Below are 25,670 nucleotides of genomic sequence, written 5' to 3' on the forward strand. Positions count from 1 at the left end.
CGGAAGCGTCATCGACCCGTGGTCATCGTGGGGAGGCGGCGCCGGGCTGGGCGCGGTCGGCGAAGGCGACCGTGTGCGGGCCCGGGCGGCCGTCGGTGGCGAACGCCAGCAGCCGCTCCCCCTCCTCGGCCAGCGCCTGCTCCGCCTCCCCGGTCAGTTCCTCGAACGGGGTGAGGGTGAGGCGGGCGGCCTTGCGGGAGGTGTCGGCCTTCCACATGCCCCGCACCCGGCCGTCCACCAGGAAGGTGCCGGGGACCTGCCCGTTCCGGCCGGCCAGGGTGCGGCGGACGGGTTCGTCCAGCAGCCGGGACCGGTCGGCGTGTGAGAGGACGATGTTGTCGTACTCGGCCAGGAAGCGGACCGGCAGCGGCAGTTCGGGGTCGGGCCGCGGCGCGTCGGGCAGGTCGAACAGCTCCCGGCCCGCCTCGTCCCGGAAGACCCGCAGCTGCGGCCGCAGCCGCTCCAGCACCTCGCCGAGCCGGGTCAGTCCGGACCAGGTCTGCGCGTCCCGTGCGGAGGCCGGGCCGAAGGCGCCGAGATAGCGCAGCACCATCGTCTCCACCCCGGGTTCGGCGGCCGGCGAGCGCCCCAGCCACCGCTCGACGGTGTCCAGCACCGGCTGCCCGGAGCGCCCCCACAGCCCGCGCGGCGGCAACTGCACCAGCGGCAGCAGATAGCGGGCCGTCATCCACAGCGGGCGGGCCGCCAGGTGGGGCCAGCGCTCCTGGAGCCGGGCGCCCAGCTCGCTGCCGGTCAGCGGGCGCTCGGCGAGCAGTTCCCGGGCCGCCTCCGCCACCCGCCAGGGGTCCTCGCCGCCGAGCTGCTTGGCGAGGTTCGTGCGTACCGCGTTCTCGTGCAGCGGCTGGGTGAGCGCCCGCAACTGCAGCGCGTCGCGGTCGCTGACCAGGTGGACGGTGCCGCGCATGGTGCTCAGCCGGACCAGCCCGCGGCCCTCCAGTTGCAGCGACAGCTCCTGCGGGTCGAAGTCCGCCAGCCTGCTCCACAGCGCGAAGTACGGTGGTCTGGGCGCCTGCGCCTGGATGCCGACCAGATGCTCGACGGCGTCGCGCACCGGCATCCGGGCGCGCTCGACCAGGAGTTGCCGGGCGAGGAGGGCGCGGCTCAGAGCCGGCCGCGTCAGCAGAGCGGGCATGGCGTCGAGTCTCGCCGATGGTGCGGCGCCGCGCCACGCGGTCCGGGGTGCGGCGCGCCCGGAAGCCCAACACGGGGGAACGGACCGGGCCATGCGGTATGGATGGGGACAACTACTCAAGAGAGCACCCATAGGGGAATGAGTCCATGTACAGTGCCACCCCCGGCGCCGGAGGCCGCAGCGCACTCTCTCCCGGCACGTTCGTGCTCGTGCTGGGCGTCCTCCTGGTCCAACTGGGCTTCCTCGTCTCCTACATCGGTGCCTTCCACCACCCCCGGCCGCAGGGCATCCCGGTCGCCGTGGTCGCGCCCGCGCAGGCAGCCGAGCGGCTCGACCGGCTCCCCGGGGACCCGCTGTCCGTCACCGCCGTCGAGGACGAGCGCGCCGCCCGCGCGCGCATCCTGGACCGGAAGGCGGAGGGCGGCTATCTGATGGACCCGCGGGGCGGCGCGGACACCCTGCTGGTGGCCTCCGGCGCGGGCGGCCCGCAGGCCCAGGCGCTGCGCCGGGTCGGCGAGCGGGTGGCCGACGAGCAGGGCCGGCGGCTGAAGGTGGTGGACATCGCGCCGTCCGGACCGCAGGACTACGAGAGCCTGACCGCCTTCTACCTGATCGTCGGCTGGCTCGTCGGGGGCTATCTGCTGGCCTCGCTGATGGGGGTGGCGGCCGGCACCCGCCCCGCGCGGCCCGGGCTGGGCGCGCTGCGGCTGGCCGGGACGGCGGTGTACGCAGTCCTCTCCGGGCTCGGCGGCGCGATCGTCGTCGACCCGGTGCTGCACGCGCTGCCGGGGCACTTCGTGGCGCTCTGGTGGGTCGGTGCGCTGCTGGTCTTCGGCACGGCGGCGTGCACCCTGGCGCTGGAGGCGTTCCTGGGGGTGGTCGGCATCGGCGTCGCGGTGCTCGTCTTCGTCGTGCTCGGCAACCCGAGCGCCGGCGGGGCCTTCCAGCGGCATCTGATCCCGCCCTTCTGGCGGGCCGTCGGCGAGTGGATCCCGACCGGTGCGGGGACGAGCGCGGTACGCGGCATCGTGTACTTCTCCGGTCACGCGCTCGGCACTCCGCTGCTGGTCATGGCGGTCTGGGCGGTGGCGGGCGCGGTGTTGCTGATGGCGGGATCGGTGCGGCGCCGGGAGCCGGGCCTGACCCTCCCGCTCTGACGCCCGGCCCGGGGCCGCGCGCGGCCGTCCCCGCCGGGAGCTGGTCATCAGCACTCCTGGGGAGGGGGTATTATTTCTTCCGTCGGCCGGAAACGGCGACGGGCGCCGCTAGCTCAGTTGGTTAGAGCAGCTGACTCTTAATCAGCGGGTCCGGGGTTCGAGTCCCTGGCGGCGCACAAATGGGCTGCGGCTCCCCGATTGTCGGGGAGCCGCAGCTTTTGTGTGTGCCCCGGGCGGTGCCATGGCGCGGGGTCCGGACGGGGCCGGGACGGTCAGATCGCCAGCGACAGCATCACCGGCGCCGCCCGCTGGCTCAGCATCTCGGCGGCTCTGCGCAGCCGGTGCGCCTGGGCGACCGGCAGGGAGAGTGCCAGACAGCTCACCGCGGAGCCCGCCGTCACCGGTACCGCGGCGCAGACCGTGCCGACGGCGTACTCCTGGAGGTCCAGCACCGGGACGGTGGACGGCTGCCGGTCGAGCGCGGTCAGCAGCAGCCGCTCGTCGGTGATCGTCCGCGAGGTGAGCCGCGGGGTCCGGTGACGGGAGAGGTGATCCAGCCGGCGATCGTGGTCGAGCTGGCTGAGCAGGCACTTGCCGAGCGCGGTCGCGTGCGCGGCCGAGCGGAAGTCCACCCACTGGTTGACCGCCGGGGTGGTGGGGCCGTCGGCGACCTGGGCGCTCTCCAGCTCCCCGTCCCGGTAGCGGCCGAAGTAGACGGCGGCGCCGACGGTGTCCCGCAGCTCGTCCAGGGTGCTCTGGAGCCGTGCCCGGAGCGCCTGGCTGCGGTCCATGCCGGAGCTGAGCAGCATCAGCGCCTCGCCGACGATGTAGGAGCCGTCCTCCAGCCGGGTCAGATAGCCCTCGCGGCACAGCATCCGCAGCAACTGGTCGAGCCGGTCGGCGGGCAGCTCGGCGCGGCGGGCGATCACGTCCTCGGTGACACCGTTGCGGTGCCGGGAGACGGTCTCCAGCACCCGCAGGGCGTGCTGTACCGAGCCGAGGGGTGTGACCGGCTCCCGTCCCGACTCCTCGGACGGGCCTCCGGGCGGTTGGAGCAGTGACACGGTGTCCCCCTGGAGGTTGTGACCGTTTGTACCGTTACCACTTCGTGTGGTCACGGCTTCATATCCCACGATAGCGGCCGACGTGGCACGGGTACGGGTCCGTTGCTGCGATCGGCATATGCCGCACGGCTGGATGCGCCCCCTCTATGCGCCCCCGCACGCGCCCCCGGCGCTGTGCTGTCGGCGGCGCGCCGGCGGTCTCGTGGCGTCGCATCGCCCTGCTCCCGGGCCCCGGGACTCCTCCGACGCTCCACGCAGCCGAGCCCGCGCCGCAGGCGGCGCGGGCTCGGTCGGGACGGCGGGTGCTCCGTGCGGAGCGGAGCACCGGTGCGCTCACAGCACGGCGCTGAGGAACTCCCTCGTGCGCTCGTGCTCGGGGTCGGTGAAGATCTTCTCCGGCGCACCGGACTCGATGACCCGGCCCGCGTCGAACATCAGCACGTCGTCGGAGATGTCCCGCGCGAAGTTCATCTCGTGCGTGACGCAGAGCATGGTGATGTCGGTGGAGTGGGCGATGTCCCGCAGCACGTCCAGCACCCCGGCCACCAGCTCCGGGTCGAGGGCCGAGGTGACCTCGTCCAGCAGCAGCACCTGCGGGCGCATCGCCAGCGCGCGGGCGATGGCCACCCGCTGCTGCTGACCGCCGGAGAGCTGGGTGGGGTACTTGTCGATGTGGTCGGTCAGACCGACCATCTCCAGCAGCTCGCGGGCGCGCTGCTCGGCCTCGTCCTTGCCCAGCCCCAGCACGTGCACCGGCGCCTCGGTGATGTTCCGCAGCACCTTCATGTTGGGGAAGAGGTTGAACTGCTGGAAGACCATGCCGATGTTCTTGCGGACCTCGCGCGAGTGCTTCTCGCCCGCGGGCACCAGCTTGCCGTTCCGCTCCTCGTGCGAGAGGTACTCGCCCGCCACCTTGATGGTGCCCTCGTCCGGCTTCACCAGGGTCATCAGCAGCCGCAGGATTGTGGTCTTGCCCGAGCCGGAGGGGCCGATGAGGGTGACGTGCTTGCCGGGCGACACGTCGAAGCAGAGGTTGTCCAGCACCACGTTGCTGCCGTAGCGCTTGGTGACGTTGTCGAACTTGATCAGCTCACTGCCCTCGGCAGCGGGGTTCGTACCGCCGTTCGCGGCCGTGCTCGGGTTCTTCTCAGCGGACAAGGCGACGCTCCAGGGCTCTCGTAAGCAGGGATGCCGGGTAGGCGATGACGATGAAGGCGATGCCGACCACGGTGATCGGCTCGGTCGGCAGGAAGGTGATGGCGGTGAACTGCCGTGCCTGGCCGAGCATTTCGAGCGCACCGATCACCGCGATCATCGGCGAGTCCTTCAGCATCGCGATCACGTAGTTGCCCAGCGCGGGCACCACGCGGCGGATTGCCTGCGGCAGGATGACGGCGCTCCAGGTGCGGCCGCGCGGCATGCTCAGCGCGGTGCACGCCTCCCACTGGCCCACCGGGACGCCGTCGATGCCGGCCCGGTAGACCTCGGCGGTGTAGGTCGAGTAGTGCAGCCCGAGGCCGACGATGCCGGTGGTGAGTGCGGAGAGCGTGAGCCCCCACTCCGGCAGTACGTAGAACAGGAAGAACAGCTGCACCAGCAGCGGGGTGTTGCGGATGAACTCGGTGACCACCATCACCGGCCAGCGCACCGCCTTCAGCGGTGAGCGCTGCGCCATCGCCCAGACGAGTCCGAGGGCGAAGGCTATGAGCGAGCCGAGCACCAGCGCCTGGAGCGTGACGAGCACGCCGTCCCAGAAGCGCGGCATGAAGTCGCCGACAGCCGACCAGTCCCACTTCATCGGGCACCTCCCGCGCTCTTGGACAGGTCACTCGACGAGGACGCGTCCGCCTGCCGGGGAACGGTGAGCTTGCGCAGCACTCCTTGGCCCTTCTCGGGGGCCTGGCCGATGCCCGCCTTCGCCTTCCGCTCCATCGCCCGCATCACACGGGTCAGCAGGAAGGCCAGGATGAAGTACATGACCAGGATGATCGTGTAGACGGGGGCGCTCTCACCGAGTGCGTTGCGCACCAGCGAGGCCCCGAAGGTGATGTCGCCGACGCCCAGCACGGACACCAGTGCGGTGCCCTTGAGCAGCTCGATCAGCAGGTTGTTGGCGGGCGGGACCATCTCGGGCCACGCCTGCGGAAGCTGGATCTTCACCAGCCGCTGCCAGGGCGAGAAGCTCAGCGCGATCCCGGCCTCCTGCTGGGCCGGTGCCACCGCGGCGAGCGCGCCGCGCACGATCTCCGAGCCGTAGGCGCCGTACGAGAGGCCGAGTGCGAGCACGGCCGCCCACATCGGCACCAGCTGCCAGCCGAAGGCGACTGGCAGCACGAAGAACATCCAGAACATCAGCACCAGGGCGGAGGTGCCCCGGAAGATCTCCATGTAGAGACCGGAGAGGAAGCGGACGATCCACAGCCGGTTCGTCCTGGCCACGCCGACCGTGAAGGCGACGAACGCGCCCAGCGCCGCGCTGAAGACGGTGAGCTGGACGGTGACCCAGACGCCCTTGAGGAGCAGCTCCCACAGCCCTGCGGTGAGGTCCGTCATGCGCAGCGCTCCTTCGCGGTCATCTCGGTCATCTCTTCCTTGATGAAGCCGAAGCCCTTCATGATCCGGAAGAGCTCGCCGCTCTCCTTCATCTTGTGCAGCTCACGGTTGAAGGCGTCCCGCAGCTTCGTCTCGACCGAGCGGAACGCGAACGCGCCGGTGCCCAGGTCGGGCTTTCCGTCCAGCTTCGGGGTGAAGGCCTGGGTGAACTCGGCCTTCTTGCTCTTGGTCTGCCTGACCACATTCCGCACGGTGACCGCAGTACCGGTGAATACATCGGCCCGTCCCTGTTCCACGGCAAGGAGTCCGGCGAGCTGGTCCGGAAGCAGCAGAATTTCCGACTCCTTGATGCCGACCTCCGCCGCGTAGCCGATTTCGGCATAGCCGGTTCCGGTCGCCAACTTCGCGCCGCTCTTCTTGACGTCCTCGTAGTTGTGGAGGTTCTTCGGGTTCCCCTTGCGTACGATGAACGCGTCCCGCATCTCGTACTCGGGGTCGGCGAACAGGACCTGTTTGCATCGTTCGGGCGTTATGTACATACCGGCCGCGACCACGTCGAACTGCTGCGAGTTGAGACCCGGGATCAGCGAGTTGAACTCGGTCGGGAAGGGCTGGACCTTCGGCACGCCCAGCCGCTTGAAGATGGTCCTGGCGATCTCGGGCGAGGTGCCCGTCAACTCGCCGTCCTTGTCGATGTAGCTGTAGGGCTGTTCACCGGCGAGGCCCAGCTTCACCGTTCCCTGGGCCTTCAGCCGCTCCAGAAGATCTCCCCCGTCCTCGGCGTCCGCGCTGGACACCCGACTGCATGCGGTCGTTGCGCCGAGCGCGCTGACCGCACCCAAGGACGCTGCCCCGCCGAGCAGCGACCGACGGCTCAAACGTCTCCCGGCACCTGCCGTGTTGTTCCTCTGTGGTGGAGCCATGGGCGCGCGCATACCCAGCCAGGCTGAAGATATGCGGATAATTTCAAGCCGTTATGGGGTCGCGCTGAAGCTGGTGTCTGAGTCACCATTGGCAGGTAAATGACCACCCTTGTGCGGAGGCACGATGGCTGAGCGCTTCATTGAAGTGTCGTTGGACAAGCGGGGAGTGAGCTGCACGGCAAAGCTGCTCGACGACCGCGCACCCCTCACTTGCGCGGCGGTGTGGGACGCGTTGCCGCTGGGCGGCGACGTCTACCACGCGAAGTACGCGCGCAACGAGATCTACGCCCTTATTCCCCCGTTCGCCCCCCAGGAGCCGCCGCTGGAGAATCCGACCATTACCCCCATCCCCGGTGACCTCTGCTATTTCACCTTCTCCAACACCCAGTTGGCGACCCCGGGATACGGGTACGAGGCCGCGGCGGAACAACAGGGCACCGAGGCCGCACACGCCGGCCGGGCCACCGTCATCGACCTCGCGCTGTTCTACGAGCGCAACAATCTGCTGATCAACGGCGACGCCGGCTGGGTGCCCGGCATCGTCTGGGGCCAGATCGTCGAGGGACTCGACGCCATGGCCGAGGCCTGCCAGGACCTCTGGCGCTCGGGTGCCGTCGGCGAGACCCTCAACTTCCGCCGAGCCTGAGGAACACACCCGTTGGGGGGCGCAACCCCCCAACGGGACCAGCCGACCGCGCTCAGCCCAGCACGGAGGGCACCCCGGCCGCGACCCCCGCCTCGTACAGGGCGTGCGAGGCACCCAGCACGAGCGCGTCGGAGTGCCGCGGACCGACGAGCTGCACACCCACCGGCAGCCCCGCCCCGTCCGTCCCGCACGGCACCGAAGCGGCCGGCTGCTGCGTCATGTTGAACGGGTAGGAGAAGGGCGTCCACCCGGTCCACCGGGTCAGCCCGGAGCCGCGCGGCACCTCCACCCCCGCCTCGAACGCGGTGAGCGGCATGGTCGGCGTCACCAGCAGGTCGTACCGCTCGTGGAAGGCCCCCATCCGGCGGCCCAGATCCATCCGCTCGTCCACGGCGGCGAGGTACTCCAGCGCGCTGCGGGCGGCCCCGTCCGCACAGATCTCCTGCAGGCCCGGGTCCAGACTCTCCCGCTGATCATGGCTGAATCCCTGGGTGACGCGTGCGGCACCGCTGAACCACAGCGTGTGGAAGGAGTCGACCGGGTCGGCGAAGCCGGGATCGGCCTCCTCCACCACCGCGCCCAGCTCCTCCAGCAGCGCCACCGCACCCCGTACCGCCGCGGCGACCTCCGGATCGACCTGCACCCGGCCGCCGAAGTCGGGCGAGAAGGCCACCCGCAGCCCGCGCACCCCCTCCGCGCCGGCGGCCAGCGAGCCGCGGAAGCTGTGCGGCACCGGGCCCAGATGCGACCAGTCCCGCGAGTCCGGCGCGCTGATCACGTCCATCAGCAGTGCGGCGTCCTCCGCGTCCCGCGTCATCGGACCCACGTGCGCGAGGGTCCCGAAGGCGCTCGCGGGGTAGATCGGTACCCGCCCGTAGGTGGGCTTCAGCGCGAAGATGCCGCAGAACGAGGCGGGGATCCGCACCGACCCGCCGCCGTCCGTACCCAGCGACAGCGGTCCGGCGCCCGTCGCGACGGCCGCCGCGCTGCCCCCGCTGGAGCCGCCCGCGGTGCGGTCGGGTGCGTACGGGTTGCCGGTCACCCCGTGCCGGGGACTGTCGGTGACGCCCTTCCAGCCGAACTCCGGCGTCGTCGTCCTGCCCAGGAAGACGGCGCCGCTCTCCCGCAGCCGCGCCACCGACGGGGCGTCCTCGTCCCCGGCCCCGCCCTCGCCGGTGGCCCAGGAGCCCTTGAAGGTGGGTGCGCCGCGCTGGAGCAGGATGTCCTTCACCGTCACCGGCACCCCGTCCACCGGGCCGGCCGGCTCGCCGCGCTCCCAGCGCCCGGCGGACTCCTCGGCCTGCCGCAGCGCGGCCTCGCCGTCGATGCGGACGAACGCGTTGACGCGCTCCTGGGTCACCTCTGCGCGCTCCAGCGCCGCCCGGGTGACCTCCACGGGGGTGAAGTCCCCCGTTTCGTACCCCGCCACGAGCTGGGTCGCGGTCAGAGCGTTGAGATCGGACATGACGAAACCTCCCGAGAGACCGGGCGGGCCGCGCACGGCGGACCGCCAGGACGACGAGCCCCGGGCCCGCACCGCACCCGAGGCGTGAAGAAACGACCCGGTGACACCCGATGGTCACCGGCGACGGAGGAGAAGGAGAAGAACACCCCGGTGGGGCGGAGCGCACAGCGCCCCGCCGGAGCGGTGCCGGCGGGCACGGAGCCCCGGGGAGCCCCGTGCCCGGCCGGGTCAGTCCGTCCGCGCCGCGGGGGCCGACGGAACGTAGCCGAGGTCCTTGTCGACGACGTTCAGCAGCGGCTCGCCCGCTTCCCAGCGGTCGAAATTGTCCAGGAACTGCTCCGCGAGATCGTTGCGCCAGCCGATCGTGTCACCGCTCATGTGCGGCGAGACGAGCAGCCCGGGCACGTCCCAGAGCCTGCTGTCGGCGGGCAGCGGCTCCTCGGCGAACACGTCCAGCGCGGCGCCCTGGATGTGGTGCTTGAGCAGCGCGTCCACCAGGTCGTCCTCGACCACGTGCGCCCCCCGCCCGACGTTCACGAAGTGCGCCTCGGGCTTCATCCGCGCAAACATCGCGGCGTCGAACATGCCCGTCGACTCCTGGGTCAGCGGTGCGACGCACACGACCCAGTCGGAGTCGCCGAGCAGGCCGGGCAGCGCGTCCGTGCTGTGCACGCGCCCGAATTCGGGGTCGCCGTCCCGTGCGGTCCGGCCGACGAGGTCGACTTTGACACCGAGTGCCAGCAGCGCGCGCCCGATTTCCCGGCCGATTGGACCGGAACCGACGACCGTCGCCCGACTTCCTCCCACGCGGAATGTCTCTCGGTGCCGCCAGCGGCGCTGTCGTTGCAATTCCCAGGTGCCACGGAAGTCTTTGGCCATGGCCAGCACGAGGCCGAGGACGTATTCGGCGATGGGGCGGTCGAACACGCCCCGTGCATTCGTGATGACGGTCTCGCGACCGTCGGACAGCTCCGGCAGCAGCCGGTCCACGCCGGCGCTGGGGGTGTGTACCCAGCGTGGCCGGGGGCCGTCGCCCGGCCACGCGTCGCGTACCGCGTCGGAGAGGAAGTCCCAGACCAACAGAACGTCGGCCTCGGGAAGTTGGTCGGCGAGCGTCTTCTCGTCGGCATGCACGACGCGTGCGCGCCCCGCGAGTCGGTCGAGCCGGGGAAGCGGCTCGGCATCGAGGACAAGAACGCAGGTTTCGGACATAGGCAGGAAACCGTTTCGAAACGCAGGGACGGTTGGCTGAAGGAGTGAGCCGGGAGGGACGGGAACCAGCCTCAGATGGCGGGATTGACCACGGTAGGGAGCAGAAACTACCTTCGTCAACAAAGACATCTGTCCCGGCGTCCCGGCTTCTGACCGGCTTTGCTTTTCCTCTGACTTCCCTTGACTCAGGGGCCTTCTGGCCATGAGCCTTCCCCTCCGTTCTTTTGGGGTCCGAAATGGACGTCTCCTTCCTCGGCGGACCGTTGCCGCAGCGCGGCGTGGGAATCGTCGCTCCCTTCGACTTCGCACTGGACCGTGAACTCTGGCGCTGGGTGCCGGACGACGTGTCCCTGCACCTGACCCGCACCCCCTTCGTCCCCGTAGAGGTCAGCCTCGACCTCGCACGCCTGGTCAGCGAGCACGAGACGCTGCGCGAGGCGACCCGCGCGCTGTGCGCCGTGGCCCCGGAAGTCGTGGCCTACGCCTGCACATCGGGCAGTTTCGTGGGCGGCACGGCCGGTGAACGCGCCATGGCCGCGGCCATGGCGGACGCCGGTGAGATGCCGGCCCTGACCACCTCGGGTGCGATGCTGGACGCGCTGCGTGAGATCGACGCCCGGCGCATCGCGATCGTCACCCCCTACACCAAGTCGGTCACCGACTCCCTGGAGGACTACCTCGACGAGGCCGGAATCGGCATCACCGGGCGCTGCTACATGGGGCTCACCCGGGAGATCTGGCGGGTGGCCTACCGGGACGTGGTCGACATGGCCCGGGAAGCGGTGGTGGACGCGCCCGACGCGCTGTTCATCTCCTGCACCAACCTCCCCACCTACGACGTCATCCCGCAGCTGGAGGCCGAGCTGCGGATGCCGGTGCTCTCCGCGAACCAGGTCACCATGTGGGCGGCCCTGCGCGCGGTCGGCAAGCAGGCCGTCGGCCCCTACCAGGCGCTCCTCGACCCGGTCGCACGGCGCGGCCCGGCCGCCATGACGTCCACCACCGGCACCCAGCCGGTGGCGCACGAGGCGGACGGACTCGTCGAGCCCGAGGAGCAGCAGGTCGGTCACGAGCCGGAGGCGGCGCTGGCGGGAGCGGGCACCGAGCCCGGCGACCCGCTGGAGGGCACCCCCGACCTCGGCTTCGGGCATCCCGGGCTCCCGGAGGAGTGGGGCGGCGGCCCTCAGCCCCCGGCCTGACCCCTCCCCGTCCGTACCCGCCCGTCCATACCCGCCCGTCCGTACCCGCCCGTACGGCCTCTCCCGTACGGGCTCTCCCTCCGCACGGTCCGCCGTGCGGATCCCCTTCCCCACGGTCCCGTACGCACCAACCGCCGTACCGCCACCGGCAGTACGGCGGTCCCGCACGCATGCGAGCACTCGCAGCACACCGCACCACCCTCAGCACACCCTTTGAGTAGCACAGCACGCACAGGAGGCGTAGATGGCACAGGCGGCATCGGCACCGGCAGTCGGATTCCTCTACCCCGGCCACTCGGCCGAGGACGACTACCCGAGGCTGGAGCGGATCCTCGCCGAGGCGGGCACCGAGGTACGGCTGCCGCTCGTGCACACCGACATCGGCGAGGACGCCCACCGGGTGGACGCCCTGCTGGAGATGGGCTCCGCGGCCCGGCTCGCCGCGAAGGTCGAGGAGGTCAAGGGCCAGGACATCCAGGCCGTCGTGTGGGCCTGCACCAGCGCCAGCTTCGTCTTCGGCTGGGACGGCGCCCACGAGCAGGTCCGGGAGCTGGGGGAGACGGCGGGGCTGCCCGCCTCCAGCACCTCCTTCGCCTTCGCGCACGCGGTCCGCGACCTCGGCGTCGAGCGCGTCAGCATCGCGGCGACCTACCCGGAGGACGTCGCCGAGCTGTTCACCGGCTTCCTCAAGGCCGCGGGCGCCGAGGTGGTCGCCATGCGCGGCAGCGGCATCATCACCGCCGCCGAGGTCGGCACCTGGGGCGAGGAGGAGGTGCTGGCGCTGGCCCGCGGCGGCGACCATCCGGACGCGCAGGCCGTACTGCTGCCGGACACCGCCCTGCACACCGCCGCCCACATCCCCGCCCTGGAGGCCGAGCTGGGCAAGCCCGTGCTCACGGCCAACCAGGTCACCGCCAAGGAGGGGCTGCGGCTGCTGGACCGCAAGGTGCACTGCCCGGCGCTGGGCGCGCTCTTTTCCTGACCGGCACGGCCCCCGCCCGCGCTCCCGGTCCCCGGCGCCGCACCGGCCGCCGGGGACCGGGGACGGCACGGGCCGGGCGCGGCGGCTCCCGGTACCTCCGGCCGCTCCGCGCGGACCGGCGGACGGTCCGCCGCACCCGGCCGGCGGAGCGTCCTCCGCACCCCGGGAAGACAGCGGCCCCCCGGTGCGTTGTACCGGCTCGTGGCCCGCGGACCCCGGCACCGGGGCGCCCGGGCCCGTGCACCGGAACGCAGGAGGAAGGCGAAGCCATCGTGAGCCAGCCAGGCGAGGACGCACAGCACCAGGATCCGACGACCGGTATCCGGGGCGAGGCGCGGGGCGAGGCCCCCGTACCCCTCTCCGTCCTCGACCTGGTCAACGTGGGCGAGGGGTACACCGCCCGGGAGGCGCTGGAGACCTCCGCCCGGATGGCGGCTCTCGCCGACGCCCGCGGCTTCACCCGCTACTGGGTGGCCGAACACCACTCCATGCCGGGCGTCGCCAGTTCCTCGCCCGCGGTCATCCTGGCCCATCTGGCCTCCCGCACCAGCCGCGTCCGGCTGGGCTCGGGCGGCGTGATGCTGCCCAACCACGCCCCGCTGGTGATCGCCGAGCAGTTCGGCACGCTGGAGGCGCTGGCGCCGGGCCGGATCGACCTGGGCCTGGGCCGGGCACCGGGCACCGACGGCGCGACGGCAGCCGCGCTGCGGCGCACCGAGAAGCTGCGCGAGGGCGCCGACGACTTCCCGCAGCAGCTCGCCGAACTGATCCGGTTCCTGGACGACGACTTCCCCGACGGCCACCGCTACGCCCGCATCCACGCCGTGCCCGGGCCCGTGCAGACCCGCGGCACGGGGGCGGACGGCGCCGCGCACCGGCCGCCGGTGTGGCTGCTGGGCTCCTCCGGATTCAGCGCCCAGCTCGCGGGGCAGCTGGGGCTCCCGTTCGCCTTCGCGCACCACTTCTCGGCCGCCAACACGCTCCCGGCCCTGGAGCTCTACCGCGAGACGTTCCGCCCCTCGGCGGTGCTGGCCGAGCCGTACGCGCTGATCGGCGCCGCCGCGCTGGCCGCCGAGGACGAGAAGGAGGCCCGCCGCCAGGTGCTGACGGGCGCCCTGTCCATGGTGCGGCTGCGGACCGGGCGGCCCGGACTGATCCCCACCCCGGAGGAGGCCGAGGCGTACCCGTTCAGCCCCGTGGAGCGCGACTTCGTGGACAGCTGGCTGGGCAACGTCACCTACGGCACCCCCGACGCCGTGCGGGCGGGTCTCGACGCGCTGGTCGAGCGGACCGGCGCCGACGAGCTGATGCTCACCGCCAACGCGCACACCCCCGGGGCCCGCGCCCGGTCGCTGGAACTGATAGCCGACGCCTACCGGCTTCCCTGACCGGCTACCGGCTACCGGCTACCGGCTACCGGCTACCGCTTCCCTGACCTGCTGCGGCGGTTCCGGAGGGGGCGCTCCCGGTTCCGGGCGGCGCTCTCCCGGAACCGGGCTCCGGAGGACTACGCGCTGCCCGCCTCCGGGGGCGCCCACGCCAGCAGGTCGGCGATCCGGTCGGCTGCCATCGGTTTGGCGTAGTGCCAGCCCTGGCCCGTGTCGCAGCCGATCCGGCGGAGCCGTTCGGCCTGCGCCGGGCCCTCCACGCACTCGGCGGTGACGGTCAGGCCCAGCTTGTGCGCGAGCTGGACCAGGGCCGTCACGATCGTCTCGTCCGCGGGGTTCTGGTGCCGTGCCGTGCGGAAGCCGCGGACGAAGGTGCCGTCCAGCTTGAGCGCGCGTACCGGGAGGCGGCTGAGGTAGGCCAGGTTGGAGTAGCCGGTGCCGAAGTCGTCGATGGCGATGCGCACCCCCATCTCCGAGAGCGCCTGCAATGCCTGGAGGGGCCGACCGGCCGACCCCATCACCGCCGACTCGGTCAGCTCCAGCTGGAGCAGCCCGGCGGGCAGCCCGGTCTCCTCCAGGATCCGGGCCACGTCCCGCACCAGGTCGGAGTCCCACACCTGGCGCACCGCCACGTTGACGCTCACGTACAGCGGCGGTCCGGCGTGCTCCCGCATCCAGCGCCGCGCCTGCCGGCAGGACTCCTCCAGCACCCAGCGGCCCAGCGGCACGATGGCGCCGTTCTCCTCCGCGAGGCCGATGAACCGGTCCGGGCTGAGCCTTCCGAACTGCGGATGCTGCCAGCGCACCAGCGCCTCGACCCCGCGCAGCCGGTCGTCGGCGAAGCCCACGATCGGCTGGTACTCCAGCACGAACTCGCCCCGCTCCACGGCCCGGCGCAGGGTGGAGGAGAGGGACTGCCGGGTCATCCGGTGGGCGTTGCGCTCCGGGTCGAAGAGCGTCCAGCGGGCCTTGCCGTCGGCCTTGGCCCAGTACAGCGTGGTGTCGGCCGCCTGCATCAGCTCGGTGGGCGTGGTGCCGGCCGTCTCCCGTTCGACGACTCCGATGCTGGCCGAGACCGACAGCCGCTGCCCGGCCAGGTCGAACGGCCGCTGGAGGGTGGTCAGGATGGACTGGGCGAGCTGGGTGAGCTGCTCGGTGCCGGTGGAGGACTCGACCAGCAGTGCGAACTCGTCACCGCCCAGCCGGGCCACCAGATGGCCGCCGCCGTCCTCCCCGCCCGCCTCGGCGCACAGGGTCAGCCGCTGGGCCACCGCGTCCAGCAGGCTGTCGCCGATCCGGTGGCCGAGGGTGTCGTTGACGGCCTTGAAGCCGTCCAGGTCGAGGTAGCACAGCCCGGTCCGGCCCGTCGCCGAGTCGGCCAGCGCTCCGGCCAGCCGCTCGAAGAAGAGGGTGCGGTTGGGCAGCCTGGTGACCGGGTCGTGCATCTGCAGATGCCGCAGCCGCTCCTGGAGGTCGCGGCGCTCGCTGATGTCCGCGATGGACAGCAGCGCCTCGCCGCCGCGCGCGGTGGGGGTCACCGTGATCTCGGCCCAGAGGGTGTGGCCGTCGGCGTGCTTGAGCCTGCGGGTGCAGGACATCCGGTCGGTGCGGCCCTGCAGCGTCTCGTGGTAGGCGCTGCGCACCCGTCCGTCCAGGCCGAGCCCGGCCAGTTCGGCGATGGGCCGTGCGGTCAGCCGGTGCGGCTCGGCGCCCAGCAGGATTCCCAGCGCCCGGTTGGCCGTCAGCACCCGGCCGTTGGGGTCGACGATGGCCATCGGCAGTTGCGCCGCGTGGAAGGCGGCCCGGAAGTCGCTCTCGTTGTGCCCGTGGTGTGCGCGCCGCCGCCACCGCTTGTGGCTACTTTCCGTGATGGTCTGGGGTTGGGTTACGAGGGCTTCGCCGGAGTCTTTGCCCGGTCCTTCGAGGGGTCCGTTCACCGATCGCTCCGCGGGGGGCTCGTCTCGTGCGGATCGGTCGGCCGGCTGCCCGTGGGCCGCCCAGGGGAGGATCCGCGCTGGAAATGTGCCGATCATAGAGGTTGGCGCAAGAGCGGAGCCAGTGTCTCCGCTCGGGCTTCCGGTCGGTCGGGTGGCCGGGAGCCGGGCGTGGGCGCAGGGGTGACCGTTTCTGCATCGGTCCTGAGTGTGCCCTGATCACTATCGACCGCCCATTACGAAGAGTAGTCATACTGCGGTTGACTCGTCCGGTCTATCGAAACAGCGCATCACCGGACATACGGCGCGAATCTGAGGAAGGTCCATCCGTCCTCTTCCGGTGAGGTCTTCGCGTGGCGCGTGCGTCTGTACCCGACGGAGTGGCTCCGCGCCGTCCCGGGCGCGGCGCGGACTCCCTGGGGCCCGGTGTCCGGCACCGGGTGGGAGCGGTGCTCATGGCGCTGACCGCCTTCATGGGGGTCGGCCTGGTGGCCGGTCCCGTGCAGGCCGTCGCGGTGGGCATGCCGTGCGCCCTGCCGCGTACCGATGCGCACCACTCGCTGGGTCTGGACACCTGGAACGCCTCCTATCCGCGCCCCGAGGGGACGCTCGACGCCGCCCTTCTCTTTCTCTCTTTCCCCGATGCGACCCCGATGGCCACCCCTCGCGAGCTTGTGAATGACCATTTCCCTGCTACTTCAGACTTTTTCAAGCGGGCGAGTTACGGAAAGCTCCGCTTGCGACCGCGTCCGATCGACCGCTGGATCCGGATGCCCCGCCCCGCGGCGGAATACGACATACAGCGGGACTGGCGCGCTGACCTGCGCAACTCCTACCTCCGCGACGCCGTTGCCGCCGCCGACCCCCAGGTGGACTTCAGCCGCTACGACGTCGTCTACCTGATCGCAGACCCGGACGCCCCGGGAGTGGATCCCGATGCGACAAAAGTGGTCAACCTCAATGAGCCGCTGCACGCGGACGGGGTGGGGCTCGACCGCATCGTCACCGTGTTCGAACAGAGCCCACCCGACCGCAACGTGCTGGCCCACGAGACCGGGCACCTCTTCGACCTGCCCGACCTCTACCAGCGCCCCGCCGACGGCAAGGCGGACTGGGACACCAGGGTCGGGGACTGGGACCTGATGGGCAGCCAGTTCGGACTCGCGCCCGAGCCGTTCGGCTGGCACAAGTGGAAGCTCGGCTGGCTGGACCGGTCCAACGTGGCCTGCATCCCGACCACCGGCGACGCGGCCCGGCAGCAGGCGCACGCGGAATCGCCCCGGACCCGCTACACCCTGCGGCCCCTGACGGCCCCCGCGCACCGCGCGCGTGCCCGCCACCAGGTGCGGCGCCCGGTCGCGGCCGGAGCCGGTCCGCCGGCCGCACCCGAGCCTGCGGCCCCGGCGGCGGGCGCGGACGGAGTCCGGCTCCTCGTCCTGCGGACCGGCGCGCACCGGGCCCTGGTGATGGAGATCCGCGAGCGCGCGGGCAACGACGCGGGAGCCTGCTCCGAGGGGCTGCTGATCTACCGGGTGAGCAGCGACACCCCCTCCACGCACGGCCCCGTGGAGGTCGTCGACGGCCATCCGGGGACCTCCCGCTGCCGCGAGACCTCCGTGCACAGCCAGCTCGCCGACGCGCCGCTCGGCGTGGGCGAGAGCTGGTCCGATCCCCGGGACGCCCTCCGTGTCGAGGTCACCGGACGCACTCCGGAAGGCGACTGGGAACTGCGCGTGGTCCGGGAGTGACGCGCCGCGCGCGGCGGGCGGTCCGGGGCCGGTGGACGGGGAGCGGGCCGCCCGGGGCCGGACGGCGGCGCCACGGGCGCCGGGGGCCGCGGGTCAGTCGCACAGCTCCGCCGAGCGGTGCGCCTGGGCGAGCCGGCGCAGCGCGGCCAGCAGCGCATCGCCCAGGATGTTGCCCAGGACCACCGCCTCGGCCCTCGCGTCGGCGTCCGGGCGCTTCCGGACGATCTCCAGATCGGTGGCGGCCACGGCGTCCGCGGCCCGCGCGTAGGTGTCGAGCTGGTCGGCGAAGTCGTCCTGGCCCAGCCTCCGCAGCGCGCCCAGCACCCGCGCCGCGGCGGCCAGGGCCGGAGCGTGCTCCTCGACCTGCCAGCCCTGGCGTGCGACCAGGGCCCGGATCTCGGTGAGGGCCTCGCGCTGTCCCGGCTCCTCCGGGTGGGCCGGCCCCGTCCGGGCGGCCGGGACGGTCTGCCGGGCGGCGCCCAGCACCTTGCGGCTGCCGCTCTGCGGGCTGTCGAGCGCGGCGACGACGTCGCGGGCGGCGGCGACCGAGAGTCCGCCCACCTCCAGCAGGGCACGGATGAGACGCAGCCTGGTCACATGCTGCTCGTCGTACCGCGCCTGGTTGCGACCGGTGCGCTCGCCGGGCGCCAGCAGCGACTCCCGCACGTAGTACTTGATCGTCGGTGCGGGCACTCCGCTGAGTCGACTCAGCTCCGCAATGCGCATCGGTTTCCCTTCTCCGCTCTGCACGGGGGCCATGTGCACCTTCTCCCACCCTTGATAGATAGTCCAACTATCGGGAGTGGAGCTGCTCGCTATCCACGGCGTCCGGCCCCGGATCTGCCGTGCCGGTCCCGGGCCGGCCGCACGCACGTCGAAGGCCCCCCGCTTCCGCGAGGGGCCTTCGACTGTCTGTGCGCCGCCAGGGACTCGAACCCCGGACCCGCTGATTAAGAGTCAGCTGCTCTAACCAACTGAGCTAGCGGCGCCTGCTGACGTCGTAGACCTTAGCACCACGATCCGGTGAAGCGAAAATCGATATTCCGCACGCCCCCCTCCCGACCTGCGACGCCCCGGCACGCTGCCGGGGACGCCGCCGGGGACGCTCACTGCCGGCCGGGCGGCCGAGTGCCCGGCACCCGGTCCCGCAGCAGATCCTGGCCGAACTGGATCATCTTCCGGGCGTACTCCTCGCTCCAGCCGCCCCGGTCCGCGATCGCCTCGTCCGGCAGCTTGTCGAAGCGCTTGGGGTCGGCGAGCTGCGCGGCAGCCGACGCCTGGTACTCCTGCGCCCGGTCGGCGGCCGCACGGAACGCGTGCACCAGCTCCGTCGCCCGGTCCAGCAGCTCCTTGGGGTCGGTGAGCGACTCCAGGCCGAAGAAGTGCTCGTCATCGGGGGCCGCCTCGGCCGGCTCGAACAGCAGCGGTGCCGGTCGGCGGTGCAGCGGGCCGCCCCCGCTCCCTCCGCCGGACGAGTGCGAGGGGTCCGGAGCCGAGTGCGGCTCAGCCATGTACATACCTCCAAGGTGGTGGGCCGCCCTCCATTGTGCGCTCCGCACCCCCGTCCCCGCACGGCCCGCGGAAGCGGCAGCTCCGGAGCACCGGGCCCGCGCGGTCACCCCTCCCGCACCCGGTGCCGGGCCAGCTGCGCCAGCACCGCCTGATGGGCCTCCCAGCCGTCCGGAGCGGGCGCCGCGGCGCCCAGCTGCACCGGCTCGGTCGCCGGATGGTCGTCCAGCAGCGCGGCCACCCCCGCCCGGCACACCACCACGCACGCGTGCCGGTGCCGCGACGCCAGCACGCACAGCCGCCCCGTCTCCAGATGGAAGTCGGTCGCGTCCGGCCGCCCGGACAGCGGATGCAGCACGACGGTGACGTCGAACTCCCGCCCCTGGAGCCGATTGGCCGTGTCGACGGTCACCCCCGCCGCTGCATCGCCCCCGGCCCCGCCCGGCGCGGCCAGCGCCGCCCGGACCGCCGCCGCCTGGTCCCGGTGCGCCGTGCCCACCGCGATCCGGTCGGCGGACAGCGGCGAGCCGGGGTCGCCGTCGCCGTGCTTCTCGCCGCGGGTGCGGCCCTCCCGCTCCAGCATCCGGTGCACCAGCCGCGCGACCGCCGCGACGGCCTCCGGGTCCGTCCGGGGCGTCCGGGCCGCGGGCAGCTCCAGCAGGCCCCACCCGGCCCCGGCGGCCTCGTCCAGCACCGCGTCCAGCGGCGAGCCGTCGGCCGGCTCGGCGAAGGCGAGCCGCCGCTCGCCGGGTCCCGTCCCGCTGCGGAACGGCGTGTAGGGGTAGAACGCGTCCGACACCAGCTCGGCGGCCGAGGCGGGCAGCCGCCAGGAGACCGGCAGCCGGTGCTGCGGCAGCCCGGGGTTGTGCGCCAGCAGCGTGCCGACCGCACCGGCGGAGGGGTCGTGCGCCTGGCCCGCCCACTGCTCGACCCCGACCTGGCTGAACGGATCGAGCTGCCCCGGATCGCCCACGAACAGCGCCCGCTCGAACAGCCCGGCCACCGCCAGCAGCGCGTCCGACCGCATCTGGTACGCCTCGTCGACGATCGCGTACCGCCACGGCTGCTCCGGGGCCACCCAGGCCCACTTCGCCGCGGTGGAGACGACCACCTCCAGCCCCGCCAGATCCGCGGGCTTCGCGGAGGGCCGTACCGCGGGGTGCCGGTCCAGCATCGGGTCGTAGGGCCGGGGGTCGCTGCTGTGCAGCCGCCCCACCGGCAGCTCCGGGTCGGCTGTCGCCAGCCGGTCCACCAGGTCGTCCACCTGCGCGTTGGTCTGCGCGACGACCATCAGCGGATGCCCGGCCGCGGCCAGCTCGCGCGCGGCCCGCACCACCAGGGTGGACTTGCCCGCGCCGGGCGGCGAGTTCACCACCACCCCCCGGTGCGCGCCCCCCAGCGTGTCGGCCAGGATCGCCTCGGTGGCCGCGGCGGCGGCCCGGCCCGGATCGGCCGCGCCCTCCGCGTCCGTGCCGCCCGCCCGCCGCGGGCTGCCCGGCCGCTCCACCAGCGCCGTCACAGCACGTCCTCCGCGGTCACCGGGTCGGGCCGCTCCGCGACCGGGTCACCCGGCGGGCCTCCGTGCGTCCAGGGCGTCTCCTCCCGCTCCGGCAGCCCGGGCCCGCCCCGCGGCGCGTGCTCGAACACCGTCCAGCACATCAGATCACCCTTCTCCGGCACCGTGCCCGGTGCCGGCTCCTTGCCCCGGCCCATCCCGCTGACCAGCCGCAGCACGTACTCGCCGGGCCCCGCCAGCTCCGCCAGCTCGGCCCGCTGCTGAGCGCCGGCGGGCAGCCGGCGGTGCAGCTTGTCCCCGTCGGACAGCAGCGGCGCGTCCTGGGTGTGCACCGTGACCAGCGGACGGGGCGAGGGCCGTCTGCCCTCCGAGTACGCCATCTCGACCTCCAGCACCTCCGCCTGGAAGGCCTCGCCCGCCAGCCGCCGCACGGCCATCACCAGCGGATCGTCCAGCGCCTCCTGCGCGTCCAGCTCCGCCTGCCGCTGCTCGCGCATGGCGAGCTTGCGGGCGGCCGTCACCGCGTCGTCCCGGCGCGGCTGCGGCGGCTCGCCGGCTCGCACCCGGTCCCGGTGGTGGGTGTAGGACAGCCGGTCGCGGCGCCATCTGTCGGCCAGCTGCGCGGCGTCGGGCAGCGTCCGCAGCAGGTCGACGCCCTGCCACATGGCTTCCCAGGTGGGGCGGAGCTGCCCCGCGACCAGGTCGTGCACCTCCTGGGCGGCGCCGGGCACCCCGCGGTCGTGCCGGGCGAGCGCCGGGGCCAGCAGCTCGTTGTCGAACGCCGGGTCGGTCGCGGGCCCGGCGGGCGGCACCAGGAGCTGCCCGCGCCCGTCCCGGCCCAGCTCGGCCCGGAGCGCCGCCTCGGCCCCGCCGAGCCCGTCCGGCGGCGCCAGCCAGGCCAGCAGCGCGCCCAGGTGCTGGTCCTCCAACTGGCTCTGCCCGGTGGCCCAGTGCCGGGACAGCAGCCCCGTCATCGACAGCAGCAGCGAGGATCCCGGCACCCGGGCGCGCTCGCCGTAGTGCGTCAGCCAGCGGCCCAGCAGCGGCACCCGGGGCGGCGCCGGATGCTCGGCCTCCGGATCCTCCTCGGCGGTGCGCCGGAACCGCATCGAGCGCCCCAGCAGCCGCACGAACTCCACGCCGGGGCCGGTGGGCACCAGCACCTGCGGCGCGTCGGCGCACAGCTCCGCCTCGACGGTGACCCGCTTCCCGGTCTCCGGGTCGGTTTCCTTGCGCTCGACCAGCTCCACCTCGTCCTGGCAGGACTCCAGGTGCGGCAGCATCGCCTCCGCCAGCCGTCCCAGGAAGGCGAACCGCAGATCGCGGTCGCGCGGCTGCGCCACGGTGAACACCTCGGGCGCCGCCCGCTCGGTGCCCAGCATCGCCCCCAGCGGCGCGCCGTTCTCCCCTGCGGTCGTCAACGGGACGAGAACGAGAGGCCGTTCGGCCAGATGCCGGTGGCGTACGGTCGCCACCGGCCGCGCGTGGCCGCTCGCGGCGGCCTCCATCCGCGCCAGCGCGCTCAGCAGCGACATCAGCGCGCCTCCGTCCGCGGTGCGGCGGGCGGGGGTACCCGCCCGCCGGGGCCGGCAGCCGCCGCACCGCCGCCGCACGCCTCGGACGTGCCCGCCGACTGCGCGGCGGACAGCGCCTCGGCCCGCAGCGCCGCCGCTCTGCGCAGCAGCGCCGCCGCCGGATCGGGTGCGGTGTCCGCCGGGTCGCCGGAGGCCGCCGCGAGCACCTCGGCCACCGTCCCCAGACCGCCCAGCTCGCCCCGCACCGAGCGGCCCAGCGCGACCACTTCGCCGCCCCGGCGGGCCCGCTCGCGGCAGTGGAACGCCAGCTCGCAGGTGGACAGGCACTCGGGTGCGTACGCGGCGGGCACCGCCTCGACGGCCGCCGCCAGCGCGCCGGGTTCCTGGGCCGGGGCGAAGTGGGCACCCGCGGGCAGCTCGGCGGCGATCTCCTCCAGCCCGGTCAGCCGCCGCAGCTGGCGCCGGGTGGCGGCGATCTGCTTGCGCAGCGGCAGCAGGCCGCCGGCGGGCAGGTTGGAGAAGTCCTTCGGGCACACCAGCAGCGCCTGTTCACGCACCGGGCGCAGGTCCTCCAGCGCGAGCGCGTAGACCGCCGCCTGCCGGGCCGCGGCGCCCGCCTTCACCGGGTCGGCCGCTCCGTCCAGGATCGGGAAGGACTTGATCTCGATGATCGACACCGTGCCGTCCGGGTGGACGGCCAGCGCGTCCGGTTCCAGATAGGCGGTGGAGCCCGCCACCTGGAGCGAGAGCAGCGGATGGTCCAGCAGCGTCCAGGCCCCGTCCTCCGCCGCGGAGAGCGCCTCGCGGGTGCGGAAGGCGCGGGAGGCCGGGCCGTCGGCGCCCAGTTCCGGCACGGTGATCTCGGCCGGATCCGGTCGGTCCGCACCGGTGTGCCTGCACAGCAGTTCGAGCAGCACCTGGCCGCCGTCCGCCTTCACCCGCGCCTCGAACACGTTGCCGCGGATCAGCGCGAACTGCGACTGCCCGAACGGCGCGGGCGCGCCGAGGGCCTGGGCCACCGCGCTCTTGTCCACACCCGCGCCGTCCAGCAGCGCACGGCGCCGGCAGCCGGGGTTGGCGGCGAGCGCGGACAGTGCCCTGGCGTCCAGCGGGCGCTGCGGCACGTCGGGCCCGCCGCGCAGTTCGGCGAGCCGCTGCGGCGTGGCCTGCCGGCCCGTCGGTTCGGCGCCCTGCGGCGGGGTCTGCTTCGGTGGCGAGGAGCGAGTCATCGGCGTGGCCTCGGGGGAGGGTGCGGTACCCGGCGAAGTCTCGCATCCTGTGCTGACAACGCGCCCCCGCCCGGTCGTTTCCGCGCGGGCTGAGTGAAGATGGAGGGGTGGTTTCCGGACAGACCGGAGCACCGAGAAGCACGTCCGAGAGGTCTCTATGGCAGCGCGCATCCTCCTCGTCCGGCACGGTCAGACCGCATGGTCGGTGACCGGGCAGCACACCGGCCGCACGGACGTACCGCTGCTGGACGAGGGGCGCCGGATGGCGAAGCTGCTGGGCGAGCGGCTGCACCGGGCGCCCTGGAACGGGCTGCCCGGCGCCGAGGTGCGCACCAGCCCGCTGGTCCGCGCCAGTGAGACCTGCCAGCTGGCGGGCTTCCCGCAGGCGCAGCCGTGGGACGCGCTGATGGAGTGGGACTACGGCGACTACGAGGGGCTCACCCCGCCGCAGATCCGGGAGCGCGCCGGGGACGACTGGTTCATCTGGCGGGACGGTGTGACCGGCGGCGAGACGCTGGCCGAGGTCGCAGCGCGCGCCGACGAGGTGGTGCGCTGGGCGCGCTCGGCCGACCGGGACGTGCTGGTCTTCGCGCACGGCCACATCCTGCGCGTGCTGGGGGCCCGCTGGCTGGGCTACGACCCGTCGTTCGCGGCCCGCCTCAAGCTGGACCCCGCCTCGCTCTCCGTCCTCGGCTGGGCCTACGGCGATCCCGCCGTCGAGCGCTGGAACGACACCGGGCACCTGGACTGACGACCCGCCGCGCCCCCGTCCCCTCGGCTCCCGGGCCCGCGCCGGGCGCGCCGAGCGGGCAGGCCGGGGTCCGGCCGCGGTGCGGGGCCGGGGGAGTGGCGGCGGGGTGCGCGGCGGCTGCCTGCGGTTCCGGGCGGTCCCGGGCGCTGCGGTCCGCCGGCGGCGGCGGCGCGCACCGCCCGGGTGCCGGGCCGTCAGACCGTCGTCGCCCGGCGGTCGAGGAAGGCGGCCACCGCGGGCTCCCCGCGGAAGGCGGTGAGCCGTTCGGCCGCCGCCTCCAGCATGGCGCTGATCCGGGTGGACTGGACGGGACCGAGGAAGTCCAGCGCCTGCGATCCGGCGGCCGCCGCCTCCTCCGCCTGGCCCAGCGCGGCCAGATCGCCCGCGAGTTCGGCGGTGAACAGCGCGCGGTTGCGGGTGAAGTGCGGGTCCTGGAGCCGGACGGCCCGGGCGGCGTGCTGCGCGGCGCGGTCCCACATGCCCAGCGCCGACCAGCACTGCGCCTCCAGCCCCTCCAACTCCGCCTCTCCGAAGAAGGTCATCCATTCGGGGTCGTTCTCGCAGGTGCCCTTGGCGAACAGCCGGCGGGCCCGGGCCAGCGCCTGCCGGCAGCCCGCCCGGTCGCCCAGGCCGGACCAGCCCCCGGCCTCGCGCAGCGCGAGCAGCGACAGCAACTGGTGCGAGCCGAGGTTCTCGGCGGCCTGCCGGCCCGCCTGCGCGGCCCGTACGGCCTCCCGCGGACGGCCCGCGTCCCGGGCGAGAAAGGCGGTGTTGCAGAACGCGTGCGCCTCCAGCGCCGGGTCCTGGGCGACCCGTGCGGTGGCCAGCGCCTCCCCGTAGTGCGAGCGGGCGTCGCCGTAGCGGCCGGAGTCGTGGGCCAGCCAGCCCACGGAGATGGCCAGTTCGCCCGCCCCGGCGTGCAGCCTGTCGGTGATCGACTGGCGGTGGGTGCCCGCGTCCAGCATGCCGTACGCGGCCTGCAGCGAGCCGATGGCCCGGCGGTAGAGCCGGGCGCCGCCGTGCCGGTCGTCGAGCAGCCGGATCCGGCGCACGGCGTCCTCGACGGCACCGGCCTCGGCGTCCCCCACGTGCGTGTGCGCGGGGCCCGCGGGGGGCGCGGGGTGGGCGGCTCGGGCGCTGGGTGCGGTACCGCCCAGGGAGGTGGCGGCAACGGCGGCTGGACCGCCGGTCATGAAAGCGCGACGTAGCACGTCGCTCTCCTCGTCGTACTCGGGACAGTTGAGGAATGCGGTGAAACCAGGGCTGTCGGAACGGATGGTGAGTGGGGGGTGTGGCGAGTGGGTGGAATCGTTGCGGCGCGTGGTGGATTGCAGAGGCGCACGCTCACTCGTGTGCGCCCTGCGAGTACGCGCTGCACGACCGCGCACCGCCTCGCGGGGTACGAAGCCCATGTCCGTCAGCGAGCAGCCCGGAAACATGTGCAGGAACACCCGCTCGTAGGCGTAGTTGGGGCATCTGATCTCCCCGGACTCCACGCGGCCGATGTAGCGCGCGTCGCAGGAGACCTGCTCGCCGATCTCGCGGGCCGAGCGGCGCACGGCCGCCGCGAACTCCCCCGGCGAGAGATGCCCCCTCAGCGCCCGGAAAGCGGTGTTGGGGCGATGCTGCGGTGCTGGTGACGTTGAGGGTGGCGACGCCATGGCTGAAACGTACCGGCTGTGACGGTGCGGGCACCCACTGTTTGG

22 protein-coding genes and 2 tRNA genes are annotated in these 25,670 nt (G+C 73.2%); 8 read left to right on the forward strand and 16 right to left on the reverse strand.

Translation table 11 applies throughout. The annotated features are described in order from the left end of the window. Positions 1-22 precede the first annotated feature (22 nt). Positions 23-1,153: a winged helix DNA-binding domain-containing protein gene (locus A949_RS0116115; protein ID WP_019357050.1), complete on the reverse strand. Its 1,131-nt coding sequence runs from the start codon at positions 1,151-1,153 to the stop codon at positions 23-25. A 146-nt stretch (positions 1,154-1,299) separates the two neighbouring features. Here A949_RS0116115 and A949_RS0116120 point away from each other — a divergent pair, with 146 nt between their 5' ends. Further along, positions 1,300-2,310 carry a hypothetical protein gene (locus tag A949_RS0116120; RefSeq protein WP_019357051.1) on the forward strand — a complete coding sequence of 337 codons (1,011 nt, stop codon included), beginning with the start codon at positions 1,300-1,302 and terminating at the stop codon, positions 2,308-2,310. A gap of 102 nt (positions 2,311-2,412) precedes the next feature. After that, positions 2,413-2,486 (forward strand) — tRNA-Lys (locus A949_RS0116125). Between the two features lie 96 nt (positions 2,487-2,582). Here A949_RS0116125 and A949_RS0116130 read toward each other — a convergent pair. The 5 genes from A949_RS0116130 to ehuB form a co-directional block, all read right to left on the reverse strand. Then, positions 2,583-3,374 carry an IclR family transcriptional regulator domain-containing protein gene (locus A949_RS0116130; RefSeq protein WP_019357052.1) on the reverse strand — a complete coding sequence of 264 codons (792 nt, stop codon included), beginning with the start codon at positions 3,372-3,374 and terminating at the stop codon, positions 2,583-2,585. 333 nt (positions 3,375-3,707) lie between these two features. After that, the gene (gene ehuA, locus A949_RS0116135; RefSeq protein ID WP_019357053.1) at positions 3,708-4,532 is read right to left on the reverse strand and encodes an ectoine/hydroxyectoine ABC transporter ATP-binding protein EhuA; all 825 of its coding nucleotides are present in this window, start codon (positions 4,530-4,532) and stop codon (positions 3,708-3,710) included. Further along, positions 4,522-5,172, reverse strand: coding sequence for an ectoine/hydroxyectoine ABC transporter permease subunit EhuD (ehuD, locus tag A949_RS0116140; RefSeq protein ID WP_019357054.1), 651 nt, complete (start codon positions 5,170-5,172; stop codon positions 4,522-4,524). The genes ehuA and ehuD overlap by 11 nt, the downstream gene beginning before the upstream one ends. Further along, a complete protein-coding gene (gene ehuC / locus A949_RS0116145) occupies positions 5,169-5,927 on the reverse strand; it encodes an ectoine/hydroxyectoine ABC transporter permease subunit EhuC (RefSeq protein WP_019357055.1) in 759 nt (252 codons plus the stop codon). The genes ehuD and ehuC overlap by 4 nt, the downstream gene beginning before the upstream one ends. After that, complete coding sequence (gene ehuB / locus A949_RS0116150; protein WP_078534461.1) at positions 5,924-6,850, reverse strand: ectoine/hydroxyectoine ABC transporter substrate-binding protein EhuB; 927 nt, start codon at positions 6,848-6,850, stop codon at positions 5,924-5,926. Before ehuB ends, ehuC begins: the two co-directional genes overlap by 4 nt. Positions 6,851-6,974: 124 nt before the next feature. On the opposite strand from ehuB, the gene A949_RS0116155 reads away from it, so the two are divergent. Beyond that, the gene (locus tag A949_RS0116155; RefSeq protein WP_026004695.1) at positions 6,975-7,496 is read left to right on the forward strand and encodes a DUF3830 family protein; all 522 of its coding nucleotides are present in this window, start codon (positions 6,975-6,977) and stop codon (positions 7,494-7,496) included. 52 nt (positions 7,497-7,548) lie between these two features. On the opposite strand, the gene A949_RS0116160 is transcribed toward A949_RS0116155, so the two are convergent. Next, on the reverse strand, positions 7,549-8,961 hold the full coding sequence (locus A949_RS0116160) for an amidase (RefSeq protein WP_019357058.1): 1,413 nt from the start codon (positions 8,959-8,961) through the stop codon (positions 7,549-7,551). Positions 8,962-9,189: 228 nt separating this feature from the next. After that, a complete protein-coding gene (locus tag A949_RS0116165; RefSeq protein ID WP_019357059.1) occupies positions 9,190-10,173 on the reverse strand; it encodes a D-2-hydroxyacid dehydrogenase in 984 nt (327 codons plus the stop codon). Between the two features lie 236 nt (positions 10,174-10,409). Here A949_RS0116165 and A949_RS0116170 point away from each other — a divergent pair, with 236 nt between their 5' ends. From A949_RS0116170 to A949_RS0116180, 3 genes are all read left to right on the forward strand, one after another. Next, a complete protein-coding gene (locus A949_RS0116170) occupies positions 10,410-11,372 on the forward strand; it encodes a maleate cis-trans isomerase family protein (RefSeq protein ID WP_019357060.1) in 963 nt (320 codons plus the stop codon). Between the two features lie 244 nt (positions 11,373-11,616). After that, a complete protein-coding gene (locus tag A949_RS0116175) occupies positions 11,617-12,354 on the forward strand; it encodes a maleate cis-trans isomerase family protein (RefSeq protein ID WP_019357061.1) in 738 nt (245 codons plus the stop codon). Positions 12,355-12,626: 272 nt separating this feature from the next. Further along, on the forward strand, positions 12,627-13,742 hold the full coding sequence (locus tag A949_RS0116180) for an LLM class flavin-dependent oxidoreductase (RefSeq protein WP_019357062.1): 1,116 nt from the start codon (positions 12,627-12,629) through the stop codon (positions 13,740-13,742). A 119-nt stretch (positions 13,743-13,861) separates the two neighbouring features. On the opposite strand, the gene A949_RS33645 is transcribed toward A949_RS0116180, so the two are convergent. Continuing rightward, positions 13,862-15,679 carry an EAL domain-containing protein gene (locus A949_RS33645; protein WP_019357063.1) on the reverse strand — a complete coding sequence of 606 codons (1,818 nt, stop codon included), beginning with the start codon at positions 15,677-15,679 and terminating at the stop codon, positions 13,862-13,864. Positions 15,680-16,131: 452 nt separating this feature from the next. Between A949_RS33645 and A949_RS0116190 the strand changes: the two genes are divergently transcribed. Further along, positions 16,132-17,424 (forward strand): M6 family metalloprotease domain-containing protein, encoded by a 1,293-nt coding sequence (locus A949_RS0116190; RefSeq protein WP_051019516.1) that lies wholly within the window; start codon positions 16,132-16,134, stop codon positions 17,422-17,424. Positions 17,425-17,517: 93 nt separating this feature from the next. On the opposite strand, the gene A949_RS0116195 is transcribed toward A949_RS0116190, so the two are convergent. From A949_RS0116195 to A949_RS33650, 6 genes are all read right to left on the reverse strand, one after another. After that, on the reverse strand, positions 17,518-18,117 hold the full coding sequence (locus A949_RS0116195; RefSeq protein ID WP_019357066.1) for a MerR family transcriptional regulator: 600 nt from the start codon (positions 18,115-18,117) through the stop codon (positions 17,518-17,520). 222 nt (positions 18,118-18,339) lie between these two features. Further along, a tRNA-Lys gene (locus A949_RS0116200) sits at positions 18,340-18,413 on the reverse strand. A 117-nt stretch (positions 18,414-18,530) separates the two neighbouring features. Then, complete coding sequence (locus A949_RS0116205) at positions 18,531-18,935, reverse strand: hypothetical protein (protein WP_026004698.1); 405 nt, start codon at positions 18,933-18,935, stop codon at positions 18,531-18,533. 104 nt (positions 18,936-19,039) lie between these two features. Next, positions 19,040-20,443, reverse strand: coding sequence for an AAA domain-containing protein (locus tag A949_RS0116210; RefSeq protein WP_192817149.1), 1,404 nt, complete (start codon positions 20,441-20,443; stop codon positions 19,040-19,042). 5 nt (positions 20,444-20,448) lie between these two features. Beyond that, a complete protein-coding gene (locus tag A949_RS0116215; protein WP_026004699.1) occupies positions 20,449-21,984 on the reverse strand; it encodes a hypothetical protein in 1,536 nt (511 codons plus the stop codon). Then, positions 21,984-23,213 carry a hypothetical protein gene (locus A949_RS33650; protein WP_019357070.1) on the reverse strand — a complete coding sequence of 410 codons (1,230 nt, stop codon included), beginning with the start codon at positions 23,211-23,213 and terminating at the stop codon, positions 21,984-21,986. Before A949_RS33650 ends, A949_RS0116215 begins: the two co-directional genes overlap by 1 nt. Positions 23,214-23,370: 157 nt before the next feature. Here A949_RS33650 and A949_RS0116225 point away from each other — a divergent pair, with 157 nt between their 5' ends. Beyond that, positions 23,371-23,964: a histidine phosphatase family protein gene (locus tag A949_RS0116225; protein ID WP_019357071.1), complete on the forward strand. Its 594-nt coding sequence runs from the start codon at positions 23,371-23,373 to the stop codon at positions 23,962-23,964. Positions 23,965-24,158: 194 nt separating this feature from the next. On the opposite strand, the gene A949_RS0116230 is transcribed toward A949_RS0116225, so the two are convergent. After that, positions 24,159-25,625 carry a hypothetical protein gene (locus tag A949_RS0116230; protein WP_026004700.1) on the reverse strand — a complete coding sequence of 489 codons (1,467 nt, stop codon included), beginning with the start codon at positions 25,623-25,625 and terminating at the stop codon, positions 24,159-24,161. Positions 25,626-25,670 lie beyond the last annotated feature (45 nt).

The organism is Streptomyces sp. AA1529 (genome assembly GCF_000280905.1).
GTDB lineage: Bacteria > Actinomycetota > Actinomycetes > Streptomycetales > Streptomycetaceae > Streptomyces.

Excerpts from the sequence above, each read along its gene's own strand:
- A949_RS0116120 (WP_019357051.1), top strand. The coding sequence starts at position 1,300 with ATGTACAGTGCCACCCCCGGCGCCGGAGGCCGCAGCGCACTCTCTCCC.
- A949_RS0116165 (WP_019357059.1), bottom strand. The coding sequence starts at position 10,173 with ATGTCCGAAACCTGCGTTCTTGTCCTCGATGCCGAGCCGCTTCCCCGG.
- A949_RS0116175 (WP_019357061.1), top strand. The coding sequence starts at position 11,617 with ATGGCACAGGCGGCATCGGCACCGGCAGTCGGATTCCTCTACCCCGGC.
- A949_RS0116170 (WP_019357060.1), top strand. The coding sequence starts at position 10,410 with ATGGACGTCTCCTTCCTCGGCGGACCGTTGCCGCAGCGCGGCGTGGGA.
- A949_RS0116190 (WP_051019516.1), top strand. The coding sequence starts at position 16,132 with ATGGCGCTGACCGCCTTCATGGGGGTCGGCCTGGTGGCCGGTCCCGTG.
- A949_RS0116115 (WP_019357050.1), bottom strand. The coding sequence starts at position 1,153 with ATGCCCGCTCTGCTGACGCGGCCGGCTCTGAGCCGCGCCCTCCTCGCC.
- A949_RS0116230 (WP_026004700.1), bottom strand. The coding sequence starts at position 25,625 with ATGGCGTCGCCACCCTCAACGTCACCAGCACCGCAGCATCGCCCCAAC.
- ehuC (WP_019357055.1), bottom strand. The coding sequence starts at position 5,927 with ATGACGGACCTCACCGCAGGGCTGTGGGAGCTGCTCCTCAAGGGCGTC.
- A949_RS0116205 (WP_026004698.1), bottom strand. The coding sequence starts at position 18,935 with ATGGCTGAGCCGCACTCGGCTCCGGACCCCTCGCACTCGTCCGGCGGA.
- A949_RS0116160 (WP_019357058.1), bottom strand. The coding sequence starts at position 8,961 with ATGTCCGATCTCAACGCTCTGACCGCGACCCAGCTCGTGGCGGGGTAC.
- A949_RS0116155 (WP_026004695.1), top strand. The coding sequence starts at position 6,975 with ATGGCTGAGCGCTTCATTGAAGTGTCGTTGGACAAGCGGGGAGTGAGC.
- A949_RS33650 (WP_019357070.1), bottom strand. The coding sequence starts at position 23,213 with ATGACTCGCTCCTCGCCACCGAAGCAGACCCCGCCGCAGGGCGCCGAA.
- A949_RS0116225 (WP_019357071.1), top strand. The coding sequence starts at position 23,371 with ATGGCAGCGCGCATCCTCCTCGTCCGGCACGGTCAGACCGCATGGTCG.
- ehuD (WP_019357054.1), bottom strand. The coding sequence starts at position 5,172 with ATGAAGTGGGACTGGTCGGCTGTCGGCGACTTCATGCCGCGCTTCTGG.
- ehuB (WP_078534461.1), bottom strand. The coding sequence starts at position 6,850 with ATGGCTCCACCACAGAGGAACAACACGGCAGGTGCCGGGAGACGTTTG.
- A949_RS0116215 (WP_026004699.1), bottom strand. The coding sequence starts at position 21,984 with ATGTCGCTGCTGAGCGCGCTGGCGCGGATGGAGGCCGCCGCGAGCGGC.